Here is a 19,071-nt window from a genome sequence, read left to right as displayed (position 1 = left end):
GACCCGCGAAGCCCCATGATGCGGCGGCCCATGCCGACCGCGAAGACGACCATGCCCCGGCAGACGACATCCACACACCAAAATGCGCTTGCCAAGCCCGCTATTAGACGACGGCAGTTTATTGGCTCATCAATTCCGGCTCTCTACGTCGGAGTGTGGCGTTTGCGGTTGTCGGTAGACAGCGAAGCGGGAACGTCCAATTGTGGGGAGGAAGCGGTCGTTCCAATCCGCGCTTAGGTAGGCCCGAGCGTGTACAAGACTTCAGAGACTTCTCGGCGCGCACGTACGAACGCGAAGGGGCTCGATCATGCCGTCTTCGAGCGTCTCGGTGCGGATTCACATGTCGCAAGGAACCGCCACGACGCGGTGCTTCCCGATGGGCCAATCCCAACGAGCAGGAGCGTGCAATCATCCAAATGAGATGGCCGGTGCGGGCCCGCGGCAGTCTGCGCGGCGGTATGCCACCAAATGCTGCATGAAGCAGCCATCGTCATGCACCCGCACGCAGTGGAAGCGGCCTGCGAGCAGCGCCTCGAAATAGCGTAGCGGCGGACTTATCGTGCGATGAACGCCGCCGGAGTCGCGATAGATCCAGTGGTTCGATTGCGCAGCACGGCGAGCACGAAACCCGGTCTTCCCAGCGAGGCGGGAGCTGTTGAACGTCTCGATCGCATCGATCGGCAGCACTTCGATGTAGATCGATGCGTCAGGCTTGAGCGCCGCGATCGCCTTGGTAAGGAACGCGGCAATCTGCGGCCAGTCGGCTAGATAGCAATAGGCGCCCCAGAACACGGTGATCAGATCGAACGCGTCAGGCGGGGGGGTAAAGGTGCGCAGATCTTCGCAAACGAAGGTGGCATGGGGCGCGGCTATGCGCGCCTTGGCTAGCTGCGATGCGCTTGCATCCACGCCGGTCATCTGCGCCCGCCCGGCCAGATGGGCGAAATGCCAGGCCTGCCCGCAGGCCAGGTCGAGCCAACGGGTCTGCGGGCCCCCATCCAGCAAGAAGTCGAGGATTGCCAGATTAGTCGCGTGCTTGGCGGGCCAGGGATCAATGTAGAGCGCAGCATAGGTATCGCAGTATCCCGGCGAATAAATCTCGCTCACTGCCGTCATGACCGACACTCCCCAGGGGCACCATGCCAAGCGGGTTTGAAATAGACATAGGGCGTGTTTCCTGCCGCGCGCACCCTCACTCCGATAAACGCAATCTCGGCTGTCCCCGCAGCGGCGATCTGCGCAACGCTGTCCGCAAAGCCGGAAGAGATCACGCAGAACTGATTAAGGGTGGCGAGGCACCCTTGCACATCCAGCCCGAGGCAGTGATTGCACAGATCAAGCTTGCTACCGCGCCCGTCACCCAGGATCGCGAAGGTGCTGCAAAAGGTCAAAGCGCCCGCCGAAGCGCTGTTTAGTGTTCCGATAAGGCTTTCGGGCTGCCGCACCGGCACAGCAAAACCTATCTCGGGCGGGATGCTCCGCGCGCCGCGGCGCGGCTTCCAATAGATGTTGACCGCGAGATTGCCGGTTCGCGATCCCTGCATGCTGTAGGCCTGCACCGCGCAGACCGTGTGAATGGCGGTGATGGCCGCACGATGCTGTTCGATCCCCGCCTCCGCGATCAGCCGTTCACCCTGCCCCGCTGCGCTTCCGCCGCGCGCCGTGACGTAGATGCCCGCCCCTGCGCGGCACAGATCAGCGGCTAACCAGATATCGCCGCTGCGGCGATCGCACGCCTGTTCGAACGAGGGCGCGAGCGCGGCCATGAACCGGCGGCAGCGATCGGCCGCGCGCCGGCTGCACCGGCCTTGCAGGTGCGCAAAGGCGGCAAGATTGGCACCGCTCCGGTCGGCCTCGTCGCGACCAAGACGGAACGGATCAACGATCAGCCGCACGCTACGCTGTCCGTTGCCCGCATCGGCGATGGCGATCTGGAAGGGAGTGCCATCATTGTTAAGGGTCGAGTGCCACTGATTCGGATCATCATCCGGCCTGACTTGCCGGAAGAGCGCATGCGCGCCGCTGGCCGTAGGCACCGTGGCTTCGATGTGGCGCAGCAAGTTCAGGTGATCGCCCATATGGCGATCCCGTTCTTGGCGAGGTGAAGAAAGAACAGCATCCCGGTCAGCGCCGCGAGCCCCAGATTGCGCATTGCCACGGCAATACCGGATGTGTGGCTGGCGAGCAGCGGGCTGCACTGGCACAGGAAGGGCCGCTTCAGTAGTGAGAGGCGCAGCGACAGCACGGCAAACAGTACCAGCAACGCAACGGCGCCTCCTGCCCCGACGCTGGTACCCACCGGGCTCCACGCGATAAGGAGCGTCCCGCCGATCACGATCTCAGCCGTCACGAGACCGCCGCTCGCCAACCGCACAAGAAGCGGATGGTGCAACCCGTGGTGGCGCACCATCCGCTCTAGGCTCGATCGCCGCATCGCCTTGGAGACGCCTGCGCTCAGGAAGATCATGCCGATGAGGACTTTCATCCCGATCGCTAGCCACCACACGCTATGGGCCATCAGGTCGTCACGCATGATCGGCCGACGTCAGGGAATCTGCACAAGGATGGCCGACCCAAGCGACCCGTTCGCACCATTGGCGCCAGTATCGCCGGGAGCTCCGGGATTGCCCTGAGCAGCCGAGTTGCCGCCACCTCCGCGCCGGCCACCTTGCCCCGGCGAGCCGCCGGCACCGCCTGCGCCGCCGGTGCCGCCTTGGCCGCCGCCCATCACCGCCGTATAGCTCGGTATCGGAACGCCGGTCTGGTATCGGATCACGACAGTGCCGCCGTTGCCGCCTTTTCCGCCGTTGCCGCCGCGGCCGCCAGTTGCGCCATCACCGCCGCGGCCCCCGTTCTCGTCAGATTCGCATCCCTGGCCATTGCCGCCATTGCCGCCGCTGCCGCCGGCGCCGCCCGGGCCGCCCACGCCGCCGTTACCGCCCGCTCCGCCCGAACCTTCGACGTTGAACCCGGTCAGGAATTCGGAAACCGAGATGGTCAACGAACCGCCGTCCTGTCCGGCAAAGCCGTTAGTCCCATTCGACCCGGGCGAGCCGTTGTTACCGGGGCCACCGCCCGTGCCGGCATCATCGCCATCCCAGTGACACGCGGCATCCTGCCCTTGTCCGCCGGAGCCGCCCTGCTGGCCGCCGGTGCCGTTGGTTCCGTTGGCACCTGGAGTGCCGTTGAGGAAGATATTGAAAGTCATCGTAATCTCCTGAAATCGGTCGCTCAAAGCCCTTTGAAGCTGGCTGCGTGCAGGGTGGAATGGGTGCCGGACTTGAACTTGATGCGCCCGGTCTTTTCGACCGTGATGTGATTGGCGAACAGCGCCGCAGACTGGACGTTGAGGGTCGCGCCCTTGCCCACGAAGATGTCCTTGAACAGGAAGATGTGGATATTGATGCCAATCGTCCTGATCCATTTGTCGACCGCTTCGATCTGCCTTCGATCGATACGCTTGCTGTCGCCGAAGACATATTCGGCGCTGATGTCGTAGAACCGTTTGGTGGTTGGCACGTCCTGCGCCGTCGCTCCGGCCAGCACCAGCGGCGGAATGCGCCGCGACAAGGGCAAGCGATCTTCGAGCGCGAGGCGGGTTGGTATCTGCGGCCTTATCTGGAAGTCCGTTTCTTCCACGGCTTCGTCGGGAATCCCCATCGCCTGTTTGACGTCCCTGATCGAGTCGAACGTCATGCGTTCGAGATGGTCCTTGAAACGGTCATTTGCGCGGGTCGAGATCTATCGATTGCCCGGGCTCGACATGAAGATCTTCGAGCTGCCTGTCATGAGCGAGCCCGATAGACTTTAGTCGTTCGGCGATGGTCAATTCAGGCATGGCTGTTCTCCTCCGATGAAAGTGCAAGCACGTTCTCCTGCTCGGCCTCGCCTCACGAAGAAAATGCCAATCACACCGCGCCGAACACAGAAAGTTATCTGACATGAAAAAAATGGCAGTCGAACCTGCAGAACCGGCTTAAGTTTTTTACTATAGAAAAAGATAGATAGTTTTTGATCGATTCCCTAGATCTTCACTTTTGTTATTCGTGTAATTCGGAGTCAAGCCGCATCCTCATGTTAACCTTGTAATGAATGTCCATGAACTCCGTATTACTAGAAGTAGGATTACGTTAGTCAGAAAAGTGCATATTTTTATTAGAATTTTTGCATATTTCACAGAACAGTAAGTCAAGTGATTGGCCTTCTGAAAGTTCGGACGAAATACGGGGAGGTCCGGGCGCAGCATCAGCACGCGCCAGCAGGGCTCAGCGCAAGGTCTCAAATTGCTCTGACAGAGCCTGATGACCGCTTTGAGAACGCGAACGACTGGCTTAATGAATAAGATTGCGACAGGTCGGTGCCGTCTCGTTTCGGATAGACCAGCGTCCGCTTACGCCATTCTGCGGTTCCAAAGCGGACAGAAGGCCTTTCAGCCGTTTTGACGGGACAGCGATCGATGAATGACGTCAAGGCGCGGACGAGGATTAACGCGATGATCCCAACCTTGATTGTCTTGATCTGGCCATCTGGGGTGCATTTGTATAGTGTTGAGCGCTCAATATCGGTGACAGGGAACTCTTCGCGATAACAACAGTGATCGGCCCTGAAATGAATCAAGCATGAGGATTCCAGCGTATCCTTTACGACCGGCGCGCTCAACCTCGCCCCCAGCCACCGGGCACCGGTTTATGTTATGTTCGCGGTCATAAACCTCGGCGGTGCGCATCCGCACGTCGCGCCCGGCCTGCTCGAGTGCGCTCCGGCGCTGCTCGCGCTCCCCGCCAGTGTCGCTGCGGGGGGGGCACCGGCTGGCCCGTGCGACGTCCCTAACCGCCTTTCCGCCGGCGATTTGAACCAGTGTCCGATCGCTCACGCCCTGTTATCAGCGTGCTTCGACCGCCGACTGCCGGGTCAGGCGACCGCCGCCGTCTGCGCCGGCGGCATCTTTATGGGCGGCAGGTTGCGAAACCCGGGTCGCGCAAGCAGATAGCCTTGGATGTAGCGGACACCGATCTTGCGGAGCGTCGCATATTCCTCGGGCGTCTCGATGCCCTCGGCGATGATCGTGATGCCCATCGATTCGGCGATGCGGACGACGCCCTGCACGATCAACCGCCGGGGCGTGCTCGCGTCGATGCCGCGGATCAGGTCCATGTCTAGTTTGATTATGTCGGTCTGAAACTTGGCGAGCAACCCCAGCCCGGCGTGGCCCGCGCCGAAATCGTCGATCGCGGTGGCGAATCCCATCTGGCGATAGCTCTCGACGATGTGCTTCACATGATCGGTATCGGACATTTCCTCGTTTTCGGTGAATTCGAAGATCAGCCGGTCGATCGGGAAGCCGCAGGCGTTGGCGGTCTGCAGCGTCAGCTGGATGCACGCGAGCGGCGAATAGACGGCGTTGGGGAGGAAGTTGATCGACAGCCGGGCGCCGGTGTCGAGGATCCCCGCCGCGACCGCGCCTTCGATCGCGGCGACGCGGCATTGCTGATCGAACGCGTAGCGGTTCTCGGGGGTGACGCCGGCGAGCACCTCTGCCGCCCCCGCGCCGTTGCCGCCGCGCACCAACGCCTCGAACGCGAACGGGCGTCCGGTATCGGCGTCGACGATCGGCTGGAACGCCATCGCAATGTCGAAGCGATGGGTTTCTGATCGGCAGCCATTGCACCCTGCCTGCATGTTGCGTCTCCTCGCGCCTGCCCTGCTAGCAAAAGAGTGCTAACGGCCTGTTAAATGGACAGACATGCTGGCTTTCCCGAGATCCTCCGCACCGCCGCATTGCGATCGCCATGCGAAGGGTCTCGTCCGATGTCGGCGAAATGAAGCCGGCGACCAGCGCCTGAGACCCTGACTTTCGTCGGCATGCCGCGTAAGGGACGCGACCGCGGTATGGGTGCCCGCCGACCGAAACGGCGATGGCGCGACACTTTTCCAGAGGCCGGTACGTTACTGTGCCGCAGCGAGGGACGATTGATGACGGAACGCACCGCGGATCGCGCGGCGATGACACGATTGACGATCGATCTTGCCGCGATCGTCCGCAATTACCGGCGTATTGCTGCCCTTGCGCCCAATAGCACCGTCGCCGCCGTGGTGAAGGCCGATGCGTACGGCATCGGCGCCGCGCGCGTCGCTGCGGCGCTGGCAGCGGCGGGGTGTCGGCATTTCTTCGTCGCGCACCTGTCCGAAGTCGCCGCGGTCCGGGCAGCAGCGCCCGCGGGGACGCCGATCTATGTGCTCAACGGGCTGGTGGCCGGCGCGGAGGCCGATTGCGCGGCGTTAGGCGCGATTCCCGTGCTCAATTCGCTGGCACAGCTCGCCGCGTGGCGTGCTCAGGGCCCCGGCCTACCCGCCATCGTGCAGGTCGATTCGGGGATGCAGCGGCTCGGCCTGTCCGCGGACGAGATCGGCCAGTTGGCGACGGCGCCCGCGCTGCTCGACGGCATCGACCTGCGCTATGTGATGAGCCACCTCGCCTGCGCGGACGAACCCGATTCGCCTGCCAATGCCCGGCAGCGCGAGCGATTCGCGTCGATTTGCGCGGAACTGCCGCTGTCTCCGCGATCGCTTGCCAACTCGGGCGGCGCGTTCCTCGGCGCCGATTATCATTTTGACCTGCTGCGCCCCGGCATCGCGCTCTACGGCGGATCGCCGCGGCCCGGCGTCACGATGGACCCGGTCGTATCGCTCTCCGCGGCGATCATCCAGACCCGCGTGGTGCCCGCGGGCACCGGCATCGGCTATGGCCTGACCGCGGCCGCCGACCACCCCCGCGTGATCGCGACGATCGGCGTCGGCTATGCCGATGGCTGGCCGCGGCGGCTCGGCGGACGCGGATCGGCGTTCGTCGGCGACACGCGCGTGCCGATCGTCGGCCGCATCTCGATGGACAGCCTGTTGATCGACGTCAGCGCCATTCCCGACGAGGCGCGGCAGGCCGGCGCGGCGGTCGAACTGCTCGGTCCGCACCAGACGATCGACGACGTCGCGCGCGATGCCGACACGATATCCTATGAAATCCTGACCCAGCTTGGGGCCCGCTATGCGCGACACTATGTCGGCGACGGCGCGCCGCATCAGAGAGAATTGGCATGAAAGTCCTCGTCCTCGGCAGCGGCGTGATCGGCGTCACCTCGGCCTGGTATCTGCAGCAGGCGGGGCACGAGGTGGTCGTCGTCGACCGCCAGCCCGCGCCCGCGATGGAAACCAGCTTCGCCAATGCCGGCGAGATCTCGCCCGGCTATGCATCGCCCTGGGCGGCCCCGGGAATCCCGAGCAAGGCGCTGAAATGGCTGTTCATGGAGCATGCGCCGCTGATCCTGCGGCCGCAGCCCGACATGGCGATGGCGCGCTGGCTGGTGGCGATGCTGCGCAATTGCACCGCCGAGCGCTATGCGATCAACAAGCGGCGGATGGTGCGGATCGCCGAGTTCAGCCGCGACCGGCTGATCGACCTGCGCGCGACCACCGGGATACGCTATGACGAGCGGATGCAGGGCACGCTGCAGTTGTTCCGCGAAGCCAAGCAGCTCGACGGCATGGCCAAGGACATCGAAGTGCTGGCGGCGGACGGTGTCGCGTTCAAGGTGCTCGACCGCGCCGGCTGCCTCGCCGCCGAACCGGGCCTCGCCAACAGCACGGCGCCGATTGCAGGCGGACTGCGTCTGCCCAACGACGAGACCGGCGACTGTTTCAAGTTCACCAACGTGCTGGCGGACATGGCGGCGGCGCGCGGCGTGACCTTCATCCAGGGGCGGACGATCGAGCGGCTGACATCGGAGCGCGGCGCGATCACCGGCGTCGTCACCGATGGCGGGGTGATGACCGCGGACGCCTATGTCGTCGCCACCGGCCCGCATTCGCCGCAGATCGTGCGGTCGCTGGGGCTGCGCGTGCCGGTGTTCCCGGTGAAGGGCTATTCGATCACCGTGCCGATCACCGATGCGACGCGCGCACCGGTATCGACCTTGCTCGACGAGAGCTACAAGGTCGCGATCACGCGGCTTGGCGACCGCATCCGCGTCGGTGGGATGGCGGAGATTTCGGGCTACAACAACGCGCTGCCCGAGCCACGCCGCGCGACGCTGGAGCATTCGGTGGGAACGCTGTTCCCGGGGTCGGGCGACCTGCCGGCCGCGAGCTATTGGTCCGGGTTGCGGCCGATGACGCCCGACAGCACGCCGATCATCGGCCCGACGCGCTATCCGAACCTGTATCTCAATACCGGGCACGGCACGCTCGGCTGGACGATGGCGTGCGGTTCGGGGCATGTTCTGGCCGACATCGTCAGCGGGCGCGCGCCCGCGATCGACGTCGCCGACCTCGCGCTCTCGCGCTACTGACATGCCACCGGAGGGACCCATGACGATCACCCGCATCGAAACCGACGCCCGGATGAGCCAGGCGGTGATCCACGGCGACACCATCTATCTGGCGGGCCAGGTCGGCGAACCCGGGCAGGACGTCGGCGAACAGACGCGCAGCGCGCTGGCCGAGGTCGATGCGTTGCTGGCGGTGGCGGGCAGCGACAAGTCGCGGCTGCTGATGGTGACGATCTGGCTGGCGGACATGGCCGATTTCGGCGCGATGAACGCGGTGTGGGACGCGTGGATCGCCGGCATCGCCGCGCCCGCGCGCGCGACCGGGGAAGCCAGGCTCGCCTCGCCCGACTACCGAGTCGAGATCATCGCCACCGCCGCACGAGGATAAACGGCAAGGCACCGACCGGCGACATGCGGTCGCCGACAATCGCATGGCGGACGCAAAATCGGTTGCATCCGAACCGCATAGCGCTCCGTACCTGTACGCCGGCTGCGTTTTCGCTCCTTCGTTTCCGCAGCCCGGCCCGCGCCCGACTTTGTCGATAGGCGCGGGTCGCAAAAGGAGCTGCGTACAGCCGCCGCACTCGTGCGTCCGCGCACACTCCACGCAATGATGATCGGCCGCCGATCCATACATCATTTGTGGTTTCGCCCGCTCCTCGAAGCCGGCTGTGATATCCTTAGCAACTACGCCTGACTTCGGATCAGTTCGTTGATCCGCAGTTCTTCAATCGTGCGTCCCATCATTATCGATCCGACTCCCGATCCTCGCGGATTGCTGGCGAGCTCCGGACATTTCGAAAGAGCGGCAGATGACTGTTACGACACCACAAACCTCTTCGGTCGCGCACTGCCTTCTGATCAGCGGCGTGTCGCTGATCGCGTTGATGACCGCGGGTACGGTTGCCGCCAATGCGCAGGCGTTGCAGCCGACGTATTCGCCCGCGGCGAACAATGGCGGCGGATCGGTCGGCCAGCGCCCCGACATCATCAACGTGGTCGATTCGGCGAGCACGATCACGGGCGATTACGCGTTGCGCGGCACCAGCGCGCGGCGCTTCACGATCGACAGCGCCAGCATCGCCGACCGCAACCGCAACGGCGCGGTAATATCGGGCTATGACGCGGTCGCCGGGCGGTCCGTCGTCCTGCTCGGCACGCAGCAAAAGACCATCGCCACCACCTATCCCGACCAGATCCAGGGCACGCGCGTCGCGACCCTGGTCTATGACAACGACCGGCTGCTCGCGACCGCGAGCACCGACACGCGCGCGACGAGCTACGTCGACACCAACGCGCCGGTGTATGGCGACCTGCGGCTGGCCAATATCGCCAATTCGGCGGTCACGATCGCCACCGGCGACAAGGCCAAGAGCGTCTATGACACCGCCAATTTCGCACTGCTGACCGCGGACAGCGGGTCGACGCTGTACAACGTCACCAATGGCAGCACGATCGTCTATGACTCGCGCACCGCGACGATGGACGGCGCCGATCAGGACGGCCTGTCGCAGTCCGACAGCGTGACCGTCGCGGTTCCGGTCACGACCTTTTCGGGCGTCGCCTTCGGCAGCGGCGACCGCGTCACCGACCTTGCCAGCCTGAAGCGCTACAACACCGAACAGATCGCGCTGTTGACCGCAGGCACGATCGCGCCCGCCGAATATGAACGCCGCATCCAGGCGGCAGCGACCTCGGAGCTTCGCCAGGTGACGGTGCGGACCCCGGTGATCCCGCCCTATACCGCGCCCCCCACGGTCAGCGAGCGGCTGTTCATCAAGCTCGATCGGTCGACGTTGATCACCACCGCGGACTCACAACTGGTCGGCGTGGTCGGCGCGGACGGCAACAACGATGGCCTGTCGACGCTGATCCTCGCGCAGAACGGATCGACGATCGTCAACAACGGCACCATCGCGCAGGGCGAAGGCGGCGTCGGAATCCGCGTCCAGGATGCCGGCAGCAGCCTGACCAACAGCGCAACCGGCGTGATCGGCGTCGGCTATGAAGTGCTCGACCGCAGCAGCGGCCGGCCGAGCCCGAGCGGCTTCACCGACTTCCTCGGCTATGGCACCGGCAACATCGCGGTCCGCGCGACCGACGGCGCTACCGTCGTCAACAACGGGATCATCAACGTCGCCAACCGCGACATCCCAAACCACCCCGAAGACCCGAGCTATGGCAAGGCCAACACCGGCATCGCGGTCAGCACGGGCGCGACCGCGTCGAACGCGGGCACGATCCTGATCGGCGGTGCGGACAGTGCGGTCGCCAACACGCTCGGCATGTTCGGCGGCGCCGCGGGGATGGTCGCGTTCAACGGCGGCACCGTCACCAACACCGCCGACGGCGTGATCCGCGTCGGCACCAGCTTTGCCGGCAGCACCGCGGATCTGGCGGGGATCGTGGACGTCGTGTCGATCAACCCGGCGGCGGGGATGACGTCGCTGTCGGGCGGCGGCACGCTGGTCAATGACGGGCTGATCCGGATCGGATCGCTGGCGCAGAACGCCACCGGGATGCTGGTCGGCGGCGACGGCAATGTCGCGGTCAACACCGGCGCGATCACGATCGATCCTTCGGCGACCGCGGGGCCGAGCGCACGCAACGTCGGCATCGCGGTGCGCGGCAGCAGCGTCGCGGGCGCGGTCGCTGCGACCAACGCCGCGACCGGCGTGATCACGATCGGCGGCGTCAACGGAGTCGGGCTGCTGGTCGAGAACCGCGTCGCCGGTGGTTCGGCGCGCGCGGTCAACGACGGCACGATCATCGTCGCCGGCGGCATCTCGGTCGATCGGCTGCGCAGCTACGGCGTCTATGTCGGCAACGCATCGTCCTCGGCGCAGCAGAACGGCGCGGTCGTGCTGCGCGGCGAAGGCGCGATCGGCGTCCATGCGCGCAACGGCGCCACGGTCGATGTCGGCACGGCGGGCAGCGTCGATTTCCAGGGCGCGCGCCAGGTCGGCTATTACGCGCTCGGCGCCGGATCGACGATCACCGGTGCGGGGACGACCAACGTCGACACGATCGGGTCGACCGGACTGCGGCTCGAGGGCGGCGCGACCGCGCGGGGTGCGGGCCAGACCTTCCTCGTCTCGGGCGCCAACGCCTACGGGATCGTCGCCACCGGCGCCTCGACGGGAACGACGATCGATGCGACCGGCGCGCGGATCACCGTGTCGGGTGCCGGCGCGACCGGCCTTCTGGTCGAGGGCGGCGCGACCGGCCTCCTCTCCGGCACCAGCGACATCCAGCTGACCGGCAGCGGCACCACCGCGGCGATCGTCGACGGCCAGGCGCATGACCTGGACGGCGTCGCGGTCGGTGCCCCCGTGGCCGGAACACGCCTGACCTCCGCCGCGAACCTGGCGTCGTCGACCGCGGGCGTCACCGGCTATGCGGTGCGCAACGGCGGACAGCTGGTGCAGTCGGGCAGCATCGCCTTCACCGGCGCGGACAGCACCGGAATCGTCGCGTCGAGCGGCGGTACGGTGACCAACAGCGGCGCGATCACGATCGGCGGCGGCGCCTCCTACGGCATCGACCTCGCCGGATCCGGGACCAGTGCGACGCATAGCGGCAGCATCGGGGGCAGCGGCACCGGCGTCCGCATCGCCGGCGGCGCGCGCTTCACCAACAGCGGCGCGATCGCGCTGGCATCGGGCACCGGCATCCTCGTCGACGGCGCGACATCGGTGCTGGCGGGCATCGGCACGTCGCCGGTCTCGGTCGGTGACGGCGTCGCTGCGCTGCGGCTGGTCAACGGCGCGACGCTCATCAGCGCGGGCAGCTTCACCGGCGGCGGCAGCGCGCACGGCGTGCTGGTCGATACCGGCGCCGGCGCGCTGACGCTGGGAACCGGCACGATCCTCAGCACCGGCCGCGGCAACGCGCTCGAGAATGCTGCGGGGTCGACCGCGATCCGGCTCGACGGCACCACGCTGATCGCCAGCGGCAGCGGCGCGGCGGTCCACAGCGCGGTCGCGCTCGACCCCGCCTCGGTCGCGACGCTGACCGCTGCGGGCACCAACAGCATTGGCTTCGACGTGTCGGGCGCGGGCGGCGCGGTTACCACCGGGGGCCTGACGTTCGGCAACGGGCTCGCGATCACCGCCAGCGGCATCGGCGCGACCGGCATCCGTCTCAACACCACCGGCGCGGTGTCGCTGGGCGGGACGGTCGCGGTCACCAGCGCGCAGGGCGGATCGGCGGTGGTCGGCGGCCCGGCGGCGTCGGTTACCAACACCGGCACGCTGCGATCGGTCAGCACGACCGCGGCGGTAGTCGACCTGACCGGCGGCACGCGCGCCTTCACCAACAGCGGCACGATCGCCGCCGCCTCGGCCGCCGCAACCGCGATCCTGGGCGGCGCGAACGGCCAATCGGTGACCCTGTCGGGCGGCGCGGTGACCGGCGCGGTGACGCTGGGCGCGGGGAACGACGTGTTCCTGATGACCGGCGGCACGCTGACCGGGGCGTTCAACGCGGGCGGCGGCAACGACCGCGCGACCTTCCGCGGCCTCACCGACGCGAACCTGGCCGGCGTTACCGCGATTGCGGGCAACGGCGTGGCGGGCGGCAGCGACGCGCTCATCTTCGACGCGACCACCTCCACCGGCACGCGGCGTATCACCGGGTTCAACACCGTCGCGTTGACCAACGGATCGACGCTGACCGCCGACGGGAACCTGATCCTCGCCGGCGGCACCGCGACGATCGACGCCAGCTCGACCTTCTTTGCAGGGAACGGCGTGCGCGCGCTGATCGGCGCCGGCGCGGGCGGCACCGCGACCGTCGTCAACGCCGGGACCATCGACCTGACCAACGGCAGCTCGGGGCCGACCGACACGCTCACGATCCGCGGCAATTATGTCGGCCAGAACGGTACGCTGAAGCTTCAGACCGTGCTCGCCGGCGACGGCGCGCCGTCGGACCGGCTGATCATCGATGGCGGCGCGGTCAGCGGCACCACGCGGATCCAGGTCGTCAACACCGGCGGCCTGGGCGCGCGCACGACCGGCGACGGCATCGAACTGGTCAGCGCGGTCAACGGCGGCACCACCACCGCGCTGACCGGCGGCACCGGCTTCACGCTGGCGGGCGAGCATATCGATGTCGGCGCGTTCGAGTACCGGCTGTATGCATCGAACCCCGCGGGCACGAGCCAGAGCTTCTTCCTGCGCACCCAGGGTCCGGGCGCGAACGCGGACCCCACCTATCGTATCGAAGTGCCGCTGCTCGCCGCCCTGCCCGCGACGTTGCGACGGGGCGATCTGGCGATGCTCGGCACCTATCACCGCCGGATGGGCGACGAGCCAGGCACGGTTGCGGAGGGCTTCACCGTTCCCGGCCGGATCTGGGGTCGCGCGCTGGCCGATGACGGGCGCTTCCGCCAGCGCGGCGACGCGCGGCCGACCGCGGACGGGCATCTCTACGGCTTCCAGCTCGGCGTCGATCTGTTCCGCTTCGGCACCGCTGCGGGGCATCACGATCTGGGCGTCTATGGCGGCTATACCGATGGTCGCTACAGCGTCCGCGGGTTCGCCAGCGGCGTGGAGAACAGCCTGGCCGGCAGGCTCGACCCGAACGCGCGCTATGCAGGCGTCTACTGGACCTATCAGTCGCAAAAGGGGCTGTATGTCGACACCGTCGTCCAGCACAGCTGGTATGGGGGCCGCGCCACCGCGGCGAACGGCGTCCGCATGCCGATCGACGGCACCGGCATCCTCGCCTCGGTCGAAACGGGCTATGCGATCCCGCTGTCGACACGCTGGGTGATCGAACCGCAGGCGCAATTGATCGCGCAAGGAACGTCGATCGACGACGTCTCGATCGCCAATGCGCTGGTCCAGCAACGCGACCGCGGGCAGCTGACCGGTCGCCTCGGCCTGCGCACCCGCGCGCGCTACGAGACCGGGATGGGCGCGATCCAGCCCTATCTGCGCGCCAATCTGTGGAAGGCGTTCGCGTCGACCGACCGGACCCTGTTCGTCACCGACACCGCGACCACGGTGATCGCCACGCCCAATTCGGCGTTGTGGGGCGAGGCGGGCGCCGGCCTGACCTGGTCGCTCGGCGCGCGCGTGTCGCTGTACGGCGAGGCGGATTATCGCAAGTCGCTCGACAGCGGCCGCGGCATGGTGGGGCATTCGACTAGCGGAACGATCGGGTTGAAGATCGCGATGTGAGGAGAGGATGCAGGCCACAGCGCGCGCCGGCCGCTAGCCCTCCCCCCTACGGGAGGGCCCTGCATCTCTAGCGTTCGCGGACGCGGCGGATGAAGGCGAGCGTCCGGCGCGCCAGGGCCGCCTGGTCCTCGCGCACTTGCGACGCCGACCGGCTGGCCGGCGACGCAGTCTCTGCAGGTGATTGCGCATAGGCGCGCACCAGCGCCTTGGCGTACCGATCCCGCTCGGCGCCGCAGATCGTCAGCCCCGCGAGCGCGATCGCGGTGTCGCGCGCCGTGCCGGCTGTCGCGACCTGCGCATGCATCAGCAGGCAGTCACCCCATGCCTGAAGCGCGGGCTGCGCGGGCTCTTCGGCGGCAGCACCGGCGACGAGGATCAGGGCGAGCAACACGAAACATCTCCACGGCGCAAACGCCGACTAGGCGCGGATGGTCAGGATCGGACGCGGCGCCGGATCGTCGCTTCCGCGGATCAACGCGGCGTAGCGCCGCGCCAGTTCGGTATGAAGCTTCCCGATTGCCGGCGTCGCGGCGCGCAGTGCGCAGGCCAGTTCCTGCCGTTCGCGCCGTCGAAAATACTCCGCAGACATGTCGTCCGTCATATCAACCCCCGAGCTGTGAACTGCGCGACCTTGGTCGGTTGCGACACTCGCACATCCCGATAGTCCGGGATCGATCATTTGATCGTCATGACGCCGGTAAACGGAACGATGGACTAGGCCAGCTCTGCGTTCGCCCAGATGCTTGGGGTCGCCGCGCGGTTGACGCTGGGGAACGGGATGGACTCTCGAAACGCATCGCTGAACACGCCGTCGACCCGGATGCTGAACGACAATTCACCGCTCGCATCGCCGCCGTGGAACTGGTTGACCGTATCGAACCACGCCGAGTGCCCGGCAATATACGACCGCTTCCCGGTTTCGGCGTTCTCCATGTAGAAAGGCTTGCGGCGATTGGTGCGCAGCCAGATGAATTCGTGGCACAACTCGGCGCTGTCATGGTCCTTGTGCGCCGACACCGCGCGTCCATCGGGATCGTACATGATCAGCATCCGCCCCGTCCCCGCGAACGGCAGCGTCGCCAGGAAGTCCATCAGCGGCGCGAATTCCTCGGCGGCCGGCGTCGGCTGCCAGATATCGGTCCGGTCCAGATCATAATAGTCTTCCGGCTCGATCGAGCGGGTCAGCTCGATCATCCGCGACCCCGGGCGATCGGACGCGCTGGCGTCGAGCAGGAACGGCCCGGTGTAGAACGCACGGTCCGTCGACTCGGCGAGCCGCTCACGCAGCCGCTCGGTGATCATCGTATCGAGCGCAACCAGGCGCTCGACATCGATGAACGGATCAAAATTCTTGTAGCTCGGATAAAGATCAATAGCCATCTTTCGGAGCCTAGCAAGACATCCGGAGCGGGGCCAGCGCAACGCCGAAAACATAAATATAGCGCGGTTTAACATACGCTAACGCCAGAATTATAAAAACTTTAAATAAGCGCCTGACAGCGTCATCAACACAGCCGACAACCTTGTCTTCAGTCGAAATCTGAAAAGATTGTTTTGCGCATACTTGGAACTTTAATGAGAATCTATGTAAGCGGGCTGTACGCCGGCAGCAATCCGCAGCCGGGCGTGGGCATTGTTCGGTCCCTGCGCCAGGGCTTTCCCCAAGCAACCATCGTCGGAGTCGAATATTCCAACCGGGTGTCGGGCATCCATTTCGACGAGCTCGACGAGCTGTCGATCCAGCGGCCCTGGGGCGAACTCGACCTCGACAGCTATGCCGATACGGTACGCGAGATCCTCGACGCCGGCGGCCTGTGGATTTCGGGCAGCGACCTCGAGGCGATGTGGCTGGCGAGCATCCTGCCCGACGGTCACCCCAATCTGCTCGCCCCTCCGATGGGCGGGATCAAGCGGATCACCAAGCCGGTGGTCGAGGCCGCGTCCGGGCTGCCGGTCAAGATCCCGACTTATCTGTCGACCGAGAACAGCGACTGGGAGCTGCACGCGTTCTGCCGCCAGCATGACTGGCGCGTCTGGCTGAAGGGCCCGTATTACGACGCGTCGCGCACGCCGACCTGGGATCGTTTCACCGCGATCCGCGATGCGCTCAGCAAGGTCTGGTCGACCGAGAAGCTGTTCCTGCAGGCGCATGTCAGCGGCTATGAGGAATCGGTGATGCTGTCCGCCTATCAGGGCGAGCTGCTCGGCGCGGTCAGCATGCGCAAGCGCGACGTCACGCCCGAGGGCAAGACCTGGGCAGGCGACGTGTCCGAAGTGCCGCCGTCGTTCCTCGAACCGCTCCGTCAGATGGTGCGAGACACCAACTGGACCGGCGGCGGCGAGCTCGAAATGGTCCGCGACGCGTCGGACCAGCTCTGGCTGATCGAGATGAACCCGCGCTTCCCCGCCTGGGTGCACGGCGCGACGATCGCCGGCCACAATTTGCCCGCGCTGCTGGTCGAGGCTGCGACCGGTGAGCGCGCGCGGCGTCCCGCGGCGCTGTCCGCCGAGTTCACGCGGCTGGTGGTCGAGGTGCCGGTGCGCGCCGAATACCCCCTGCCCCCGCTCCCCGAACCGTTCGCGGGTGCGGTCGGCCATTCGATGAAGCATCCCTCGGGGCTGACCGCGCTCGCCGCGCGGTTGCACACGATCGATCCCGACATGCTCGACGTCGCGCTGGCGCCCGAAGGCTCACCGGCACCGAACGCGGTGCCTGAACTGCCCGAGACCTATGTCGCCGACATCGCCGCGCAGGATTTTGGAGCGATGCAGACGCCGCAGTACATCTACATGGAATCGACCGCCGAGGGGCTGTTCAAGCAGGCCGCCGACCGCGCGCGTCGCCTCAGCACCGACGATGTCGAGGTGATCAGCGGCTATTCGATCAAGACCAACCCCGACCCGCGGCTGATCAAGCTCGCGCTCGACAACGGTTTCTATGCCGAGGCGATCAGCCTGGGCGAAGTCCAGTCGGCGCTCGCGGTGGGGTTCCGGCCCGACCAGGTGATCCTCAACGGCCCCGGCAAATGGTGGCCCGAAGGCCTCATGCCGCGCGAACGCATGCACGCGGTGTTCTGCGACAGCATCGCCGATCTCGACCGCGTTGTCGCCGCCGTGGATGCGGGCGAATTGTCGGCCAAGCATATCGGCATCCGCATCCGCACGCCCAACATCACCTCGCGCTTCGGCATCCCGCTCGACAGCCCGAAGACGCTCGCGAAACTGATAGAGGGCGTGAAGCGCCTGCCGGTCGACAGCGCGTTCGGGATCCATTTCCACATGGCGAGCAGCCATGTCGGAATCGCGCAATGGTGGCATCTGTTCGAATCGATGCTGCGCTGGTGCCGGACGATCGAGCGGTTGAGCGGCCGGACGGTCGAGATGCTGGACATGGGCGGCGGCTGGTATCCCGACGACTGGCACGCCGACGAGACGGCGAAGATCGCGCGCGCGGCCGAACTGGTCCGCACGATGCTGCCCGGCGTCCGCCAGATCGCCTCCGAGCCCGGCAAGGCGATGGCGCAGCCGTCGATGGCGCTCGCTATGCGCGTGCTCGAGATCCAAAGCCACGAGAACGACATGATCGAGGCGGTGGTCGATGCGTCGATCGCCGAGATCCCGATGCACTTCTGGCAACCCCACCGGATGGTCCGCCAGTGCGGCGAGACCGGCGAACTGCAGCCGATCGGCCGCGGCAAGACCTATCTGATGGGCCGGCTGTGCATGGAGCACGACATCATCGCATCCAACGTTCAACTTCCCGAAGGGACCCGCGCCGGCGACCTTCTGATTTTCTGTGACGCCGGCGGTTATGACAGGAGCATGTCCTATGTATTTGGCCGAGGATAAGACCAAGAGCGGCCCGACGCCGGACACGGGCACCGACCAGGGCTTCATGTTCGCAGCGCCGGTATCGCCCGGCGGCAAGTGGGAGCATTTTCCCAACAGCCACATCTCGCACCACGGTGCCGCCTGCTGCGACATCGCGCATGAATGGCTGGTCGCGTTCGACTTCGCGCAGCTGAACGGCGGCGACGTGCTGTCCGGCCCGCGGTGGATGCGCGAGCATTCCGCCTGGGGCCCGACCGCCTGGCCAATCCACTGGTGCGAGGCGGTCGATGCCAAGACCGTCGACTGTGGCGTCCACGCCGCGATGGCGCACGAGGCGTTCGTCGCGCGCGGCGTGCGGGCGTTCCGCGCGCAGTTCATCCAGCGCTACAGCACCGATGCCGCGGCGTCGTGGCGCCAGAATTGGGGCAAGGATCAGGTGTCGGACCACTGGATCGACGGCGACGCGATCTATCACGAGGGCAACGCCGTGCTGGTTGGCGACGGCCAGGTGAAGCTGTGGGACGGATCGGCCGGCTGGTGGATCAACGTCCGCGGTACGGGCGGTTACGGCAGCCTCGCCGCGGTCCGCATCGAGACCGGCGCGGAGCAGGTCCCCGACGGCCTGATGTGGGGCGACCGCCGGCTCGCGACGAACGAATGGGTGGCGGTGTGAGCCGCGGATGCGTCGAAGCCGTCAATTGATCGGTCGGGGCAAAGCGGCGGCGCTTAGC

General features: G+C 66.2%; 16 protein-coding genes. 6 read left to right on the top strand and 10 right to left on the bottom strand.

Annotated elements, in window-relative coordinates:
• Window positions 1-408 precede the first annotated feature (408 nt).
• The 7 genes from U1701_RS09560 to U1701_RS09530 form a co-directional block, all read right to left on the bottom strand.
• A complete protein-coding gene (locus U1701_RS09560; RefSeq protein ID WP_332782340.1) occupies window positions 409-1,116 on the bottom strand; it encodes a class I SAM-dependent methyltransferase in 708 nt (235 codons plus the stop codon).
• Window positions 1,113-2,078: a hypothetical protein gene (locus U1701_RS09555; protein WP_332782324.1), complete on the bottom strand. Its 966-nt coding sequence runs from the start codon at window positions 2,076-2,078 to the stop codon at window positions 1,113-1,115. The genes U1701_RS09560 and U1701_RS09555 overlap by 4 nt, the downstream gene beginning before the upstream one ends.
• A complete protein-coding gene (locus U1701_RS09550; RefSeq protein WP_332782323.1) occupies window positions 2,063-2,533 on the bottom strand; it encodes a MauE/DoxX family redox-associated membrane protein in 471 nt (156 codons plus the stop codon). The genes U1701_RS09555 and U1701_RS09550 overlap by 16 nt, the downstream gene beginning before the upstream one ends.
• Before the next feature lie 12 nt (window positions 2,534-2,545).
• On the bottom strand, window positions 2,546-3,208 hold the full coding sequence (locus U1701_RS09545) for a hypothetical protein (protein WP_332782322.1): 663 nt from the start codon (window positions 3,206-3,208) through the stop codon (window positions 2,546-2,548).
• Between the two features lie 23 nt (window positions 3,209-3,231).
• On the bottom strand, window positions 3,232-3,696 hold the full coding sequence (locus U1701_RS09540) for a hypothetical protein (protein WP_332782321.1): 465 nt from the start codon (window positions 3,694-3,696) through the stop codon (window positions 3,232-3,234).
• Window positions 3,697-4,278: 582 nt separating this feature from the next.
• Window positions 4,279-4,659, bottom strand: a complete 381-nt coding sequence (locus U1701_RS09535; RefSeq protein WP_332782320.1) for a hypothetical protein — start codon at window positions 4,657-4,659, stop codon at window positions 4,279-4,281.
• Between the two features lie 252 nt (window positions 4,660-4,911).
• Entirely contained in the window at window positions 4,912-5,679 is a 768-nt protein-coding gene (locus U1701_RS09530) for an EAL domain-containing protein (protein ID WP_332782319.1), read from the bottom strand.
• 294 nt (window positions 5,680-5,973) lie between these two features.
• Between U1701_RS09530 and alr the strand changes: the two genes are divergently transcribed.
• The 4 genes from alr to U1701_RS09510 all read left to right on the top strand — a co-directional run bounded on the left by alr (window position 5,974) and on the right by U1701_RS09510 (window position 14,509).
• Window positions 5,974-7,095 carry an alanine racemase gene (gene alr, locus U1701_RS09525; RefSeq protein WP_332782318.1) on the top strand — a complete coding sequence of 374 codons (1,122 nt, stop codon included), beginning with the start codon at window positions 5,974-5,976 and terminating at the stop codon, window positions 7,093-7,095.
• A complete protein-coding gene (locus U1701_RS09520; protein WP_332782317.1) occupies window positions 7,092-8,342 on the top strand; it encodes a D-amino acid dehydrogenase in 1,251 nt (416 codons plus the stop codon). Before alr ends, U1701_RS09520 begins: the two co-directional genes overlap by 4 nt.
• A 19-nt stretch (window positions 8,343-8,361) precedes the next feature.
• Window positions 8,362-8,709 carry a RidA family protein gene (locus U1701_RS09515; RefSeq protein WP_332782316.1) on the top strand — a complete coding sequence of 116 codons (348 nt, stop codon included), beginning with the start codon at window positions 8,362-8,364 and terminating at the stop codon, window positions 8,707-8,709.
• 424 nt (window positions 8,710-9,133) lie between these two features.
• The gene (locus U1701_RS09510) at window positions 9,134-14,509 is read left to right on the top strand and encodes an autotransporter outer membrane beta-barrel domain-containing protein (protein ID WP_332782315.1); all 5,376 of its coding nucleotides are present in this window, start codon (window positions 9,134-9,136) and stop codon (window positions 14,507-14,509) included.
• A gap of 67 nt (window positions 14,510-14,576) precedes the next feature.
• Here the strand turns inward: U1701_RS09510 and U1701_RS09505 are convergent, their stop codons facing one another.
• From U1701_RS09505 to U1701_RS09495, 3 genes are all read right to left on the bottom strand, one after another.
• The gene (locus tag U1701_RS09505; RefSeq protein ID WP_332782314.1) at window positions 14,577-14,900 is read right to left on the bottom strand and encodes a hypothetical protein; all 324 of its coding nucleotides are present in this window, start codon (window positions 14,898-14,900) and stop codon (window positions 14,577-14,579) included.
• Between the two features lie 27 nt (window positions 14,901-14,927).
• Window positions 14,928-15,110, bottom strand: coding sequence for a hypothetical protein (locus tag U1701_RS09500; protein WP_332782313.1), 183 nt, complete (start codon window positions 15,108-15,110; stop codon window positions 14,928-14,930).
• 113 nt (window positions 15,111-15,223) lie between these two features.
• Window positions 15,224-15,889: a hypothetical protein gene (locus tag U1701_RS09495; RefSeq protein WP_332782312.1), complete on the bottom strand. Its 666-nt coding sequence runs from the start codon at window positions 15,887-15,889 to the stop codon at window positions 15,224-15,226.
• 195 nt (window positions 15,890-16,084) lie between these two features.
• Between U1701_RS09495 and U1701_RS09490 the strand changes: the two genes are divergently transcribed.
• Complete coding sequence (locus tag U1701_RS09490) at window positions 16,085-18,358, top strand: ATP-grasp domain-containing protein (RefSeq protein ID WP_332782311.1); 2,274 nt, start codon at window positions 16,085-16,087, stop codon at window positions 18,356-18,358.
• Window positions 18,339-19,013, top strand: coding sequence for a hypothetical protein (locus U1701_RS09485; RefSeq protein WP_332782310.1), 675 nt, complete (start codon window positions 18,339-18,341; stop codon window positions 19,011-19,013). Before U1701_RS09490 ends, U1701_RS09485 begins: the two co-directional genes overlap by 20 nt.
• The last annotated feature ends 58 nt before the right edge of the window (window positions 19,014-19,071 follow it).

The sequence above is a fragment of the Sphingomonas rhamnosi genome, assembly GCF_036663615.1.
In the GTDB taxonomy this organism is placed as follows: Bacteria; Pseudomonadota; Alphaproteobacteria; order Sphingomonadales; family Sphingomonadaceae; genus Sphingomonas.
Note: the sequence above shows the minus strand (reverse complement) of the source record. Positions and strands in the feature narration are given on the sequence as shown.

What these genes read in the sequence shown, in the direction of transcription:
- U1701_RS09520 (WP_332782317.1), top strand. Translation starts at nt 7,092, where the DNA reads ATGAAAGTCCTCGTCCTCGGCAGCGGCGTGATCGGCGTCACCTCGGCC.
- U1701_RS09510 (WP_332782315.1), top strand. Translation starts at nt 9,134, where the DNA reads ATGACTGTTACGACACCACAAACCTCTTCGGTCGCGCACTGCCTTCTG.
- U1701_RS09490 (WP_332782311.1), top strand. Translation starts at nt 16,085, where the DNA reads ATGAGAATCTATGTAAGCGGGCTGTACGCCGGCAGCAATCCGCAGCCG.
- U1701_RS09495 (WP_332782312.1), bottom strand. Translation starts at nt 15,889, where the DNA reads ATGGCTATTGATCTTTATCCGAGCTACAAGAATTTTGATCCGTTCATC.
- U1701_RS09485 (WP_332782310.1), top strand. Translation starts at nt 18,339, where the DNA reads ATGTATTTGGCCGAGGATAAGACCAAGAGCGGCCCGACGCCGGACACG.
- U1701_RS09560 (WP_332782340.1), bottom strand. Translation starts at nt 1,116, where the DNA reads ATGACGGCAGTGAGCGAGATTTATTCGCCGGGATACTGCGATACCTAT.
- U1701_RS09540 (WP_332782321.1), bottom strand. Translation starts at nt 3,696, where the DNA reads ATGACGTTCGACTCGATCAGGGACGTCAAACAGGCGATGGGGATTCCC.
- U1701_RS09515 (WP_332782316.1), top strand. Translation starts at nt 8,362, where the DNA reads ATGACGATCACCCGCATCGAAACCGACGCCCGGATGAGCCAGGCGGTG.
- U1701_RS09555 (WP_332782324.1), bottom strand. Translation starts at nt 2,078, where the DNA reads ATGGGCGATCACCTGAACTTGCTGCGCCACATCGAAGCCACGGTGCCT.
- U1701_RS09530 (WP_332782319.1), bottom strand. Translation starts at nt 5,679, where the DNA reads ATGCAGGCAGGGTGCAATGGCTGCCGATCAGAAACCCATCGCTTCGAC.
- alr (WP_332782318.1), top strand. Translation starts at nt 5,974, where the DNA reads ATGACGGAACGCACCGCGGATCGCGCGGCGATGACACGATTGACGATC.
- U1701_RS09545 (WP_332782322.1), bottom strand. Translation starts at nt 3,208, where the DNA reads ATGACTTTCAATATCTTCCTCAACGGCACTCCAGGTGCCAACGGAACC.
- U1701_RS09500 (WP_332782313.1), bottom strand. Translation starts at nt 15,110, where the DNA reads ATGACGGACGACATGTCTGCGGAGTATTTTCGACGGCGCGAACGGCAG.
- U1701_RS09550 (WP_332782323.1), bottom strand. Translation starts at nt 2,533, where the DNA reads ATGCGTGACGACCTGATGGCCCATAGCGTGTGGTGGCTAGCGATCGGG.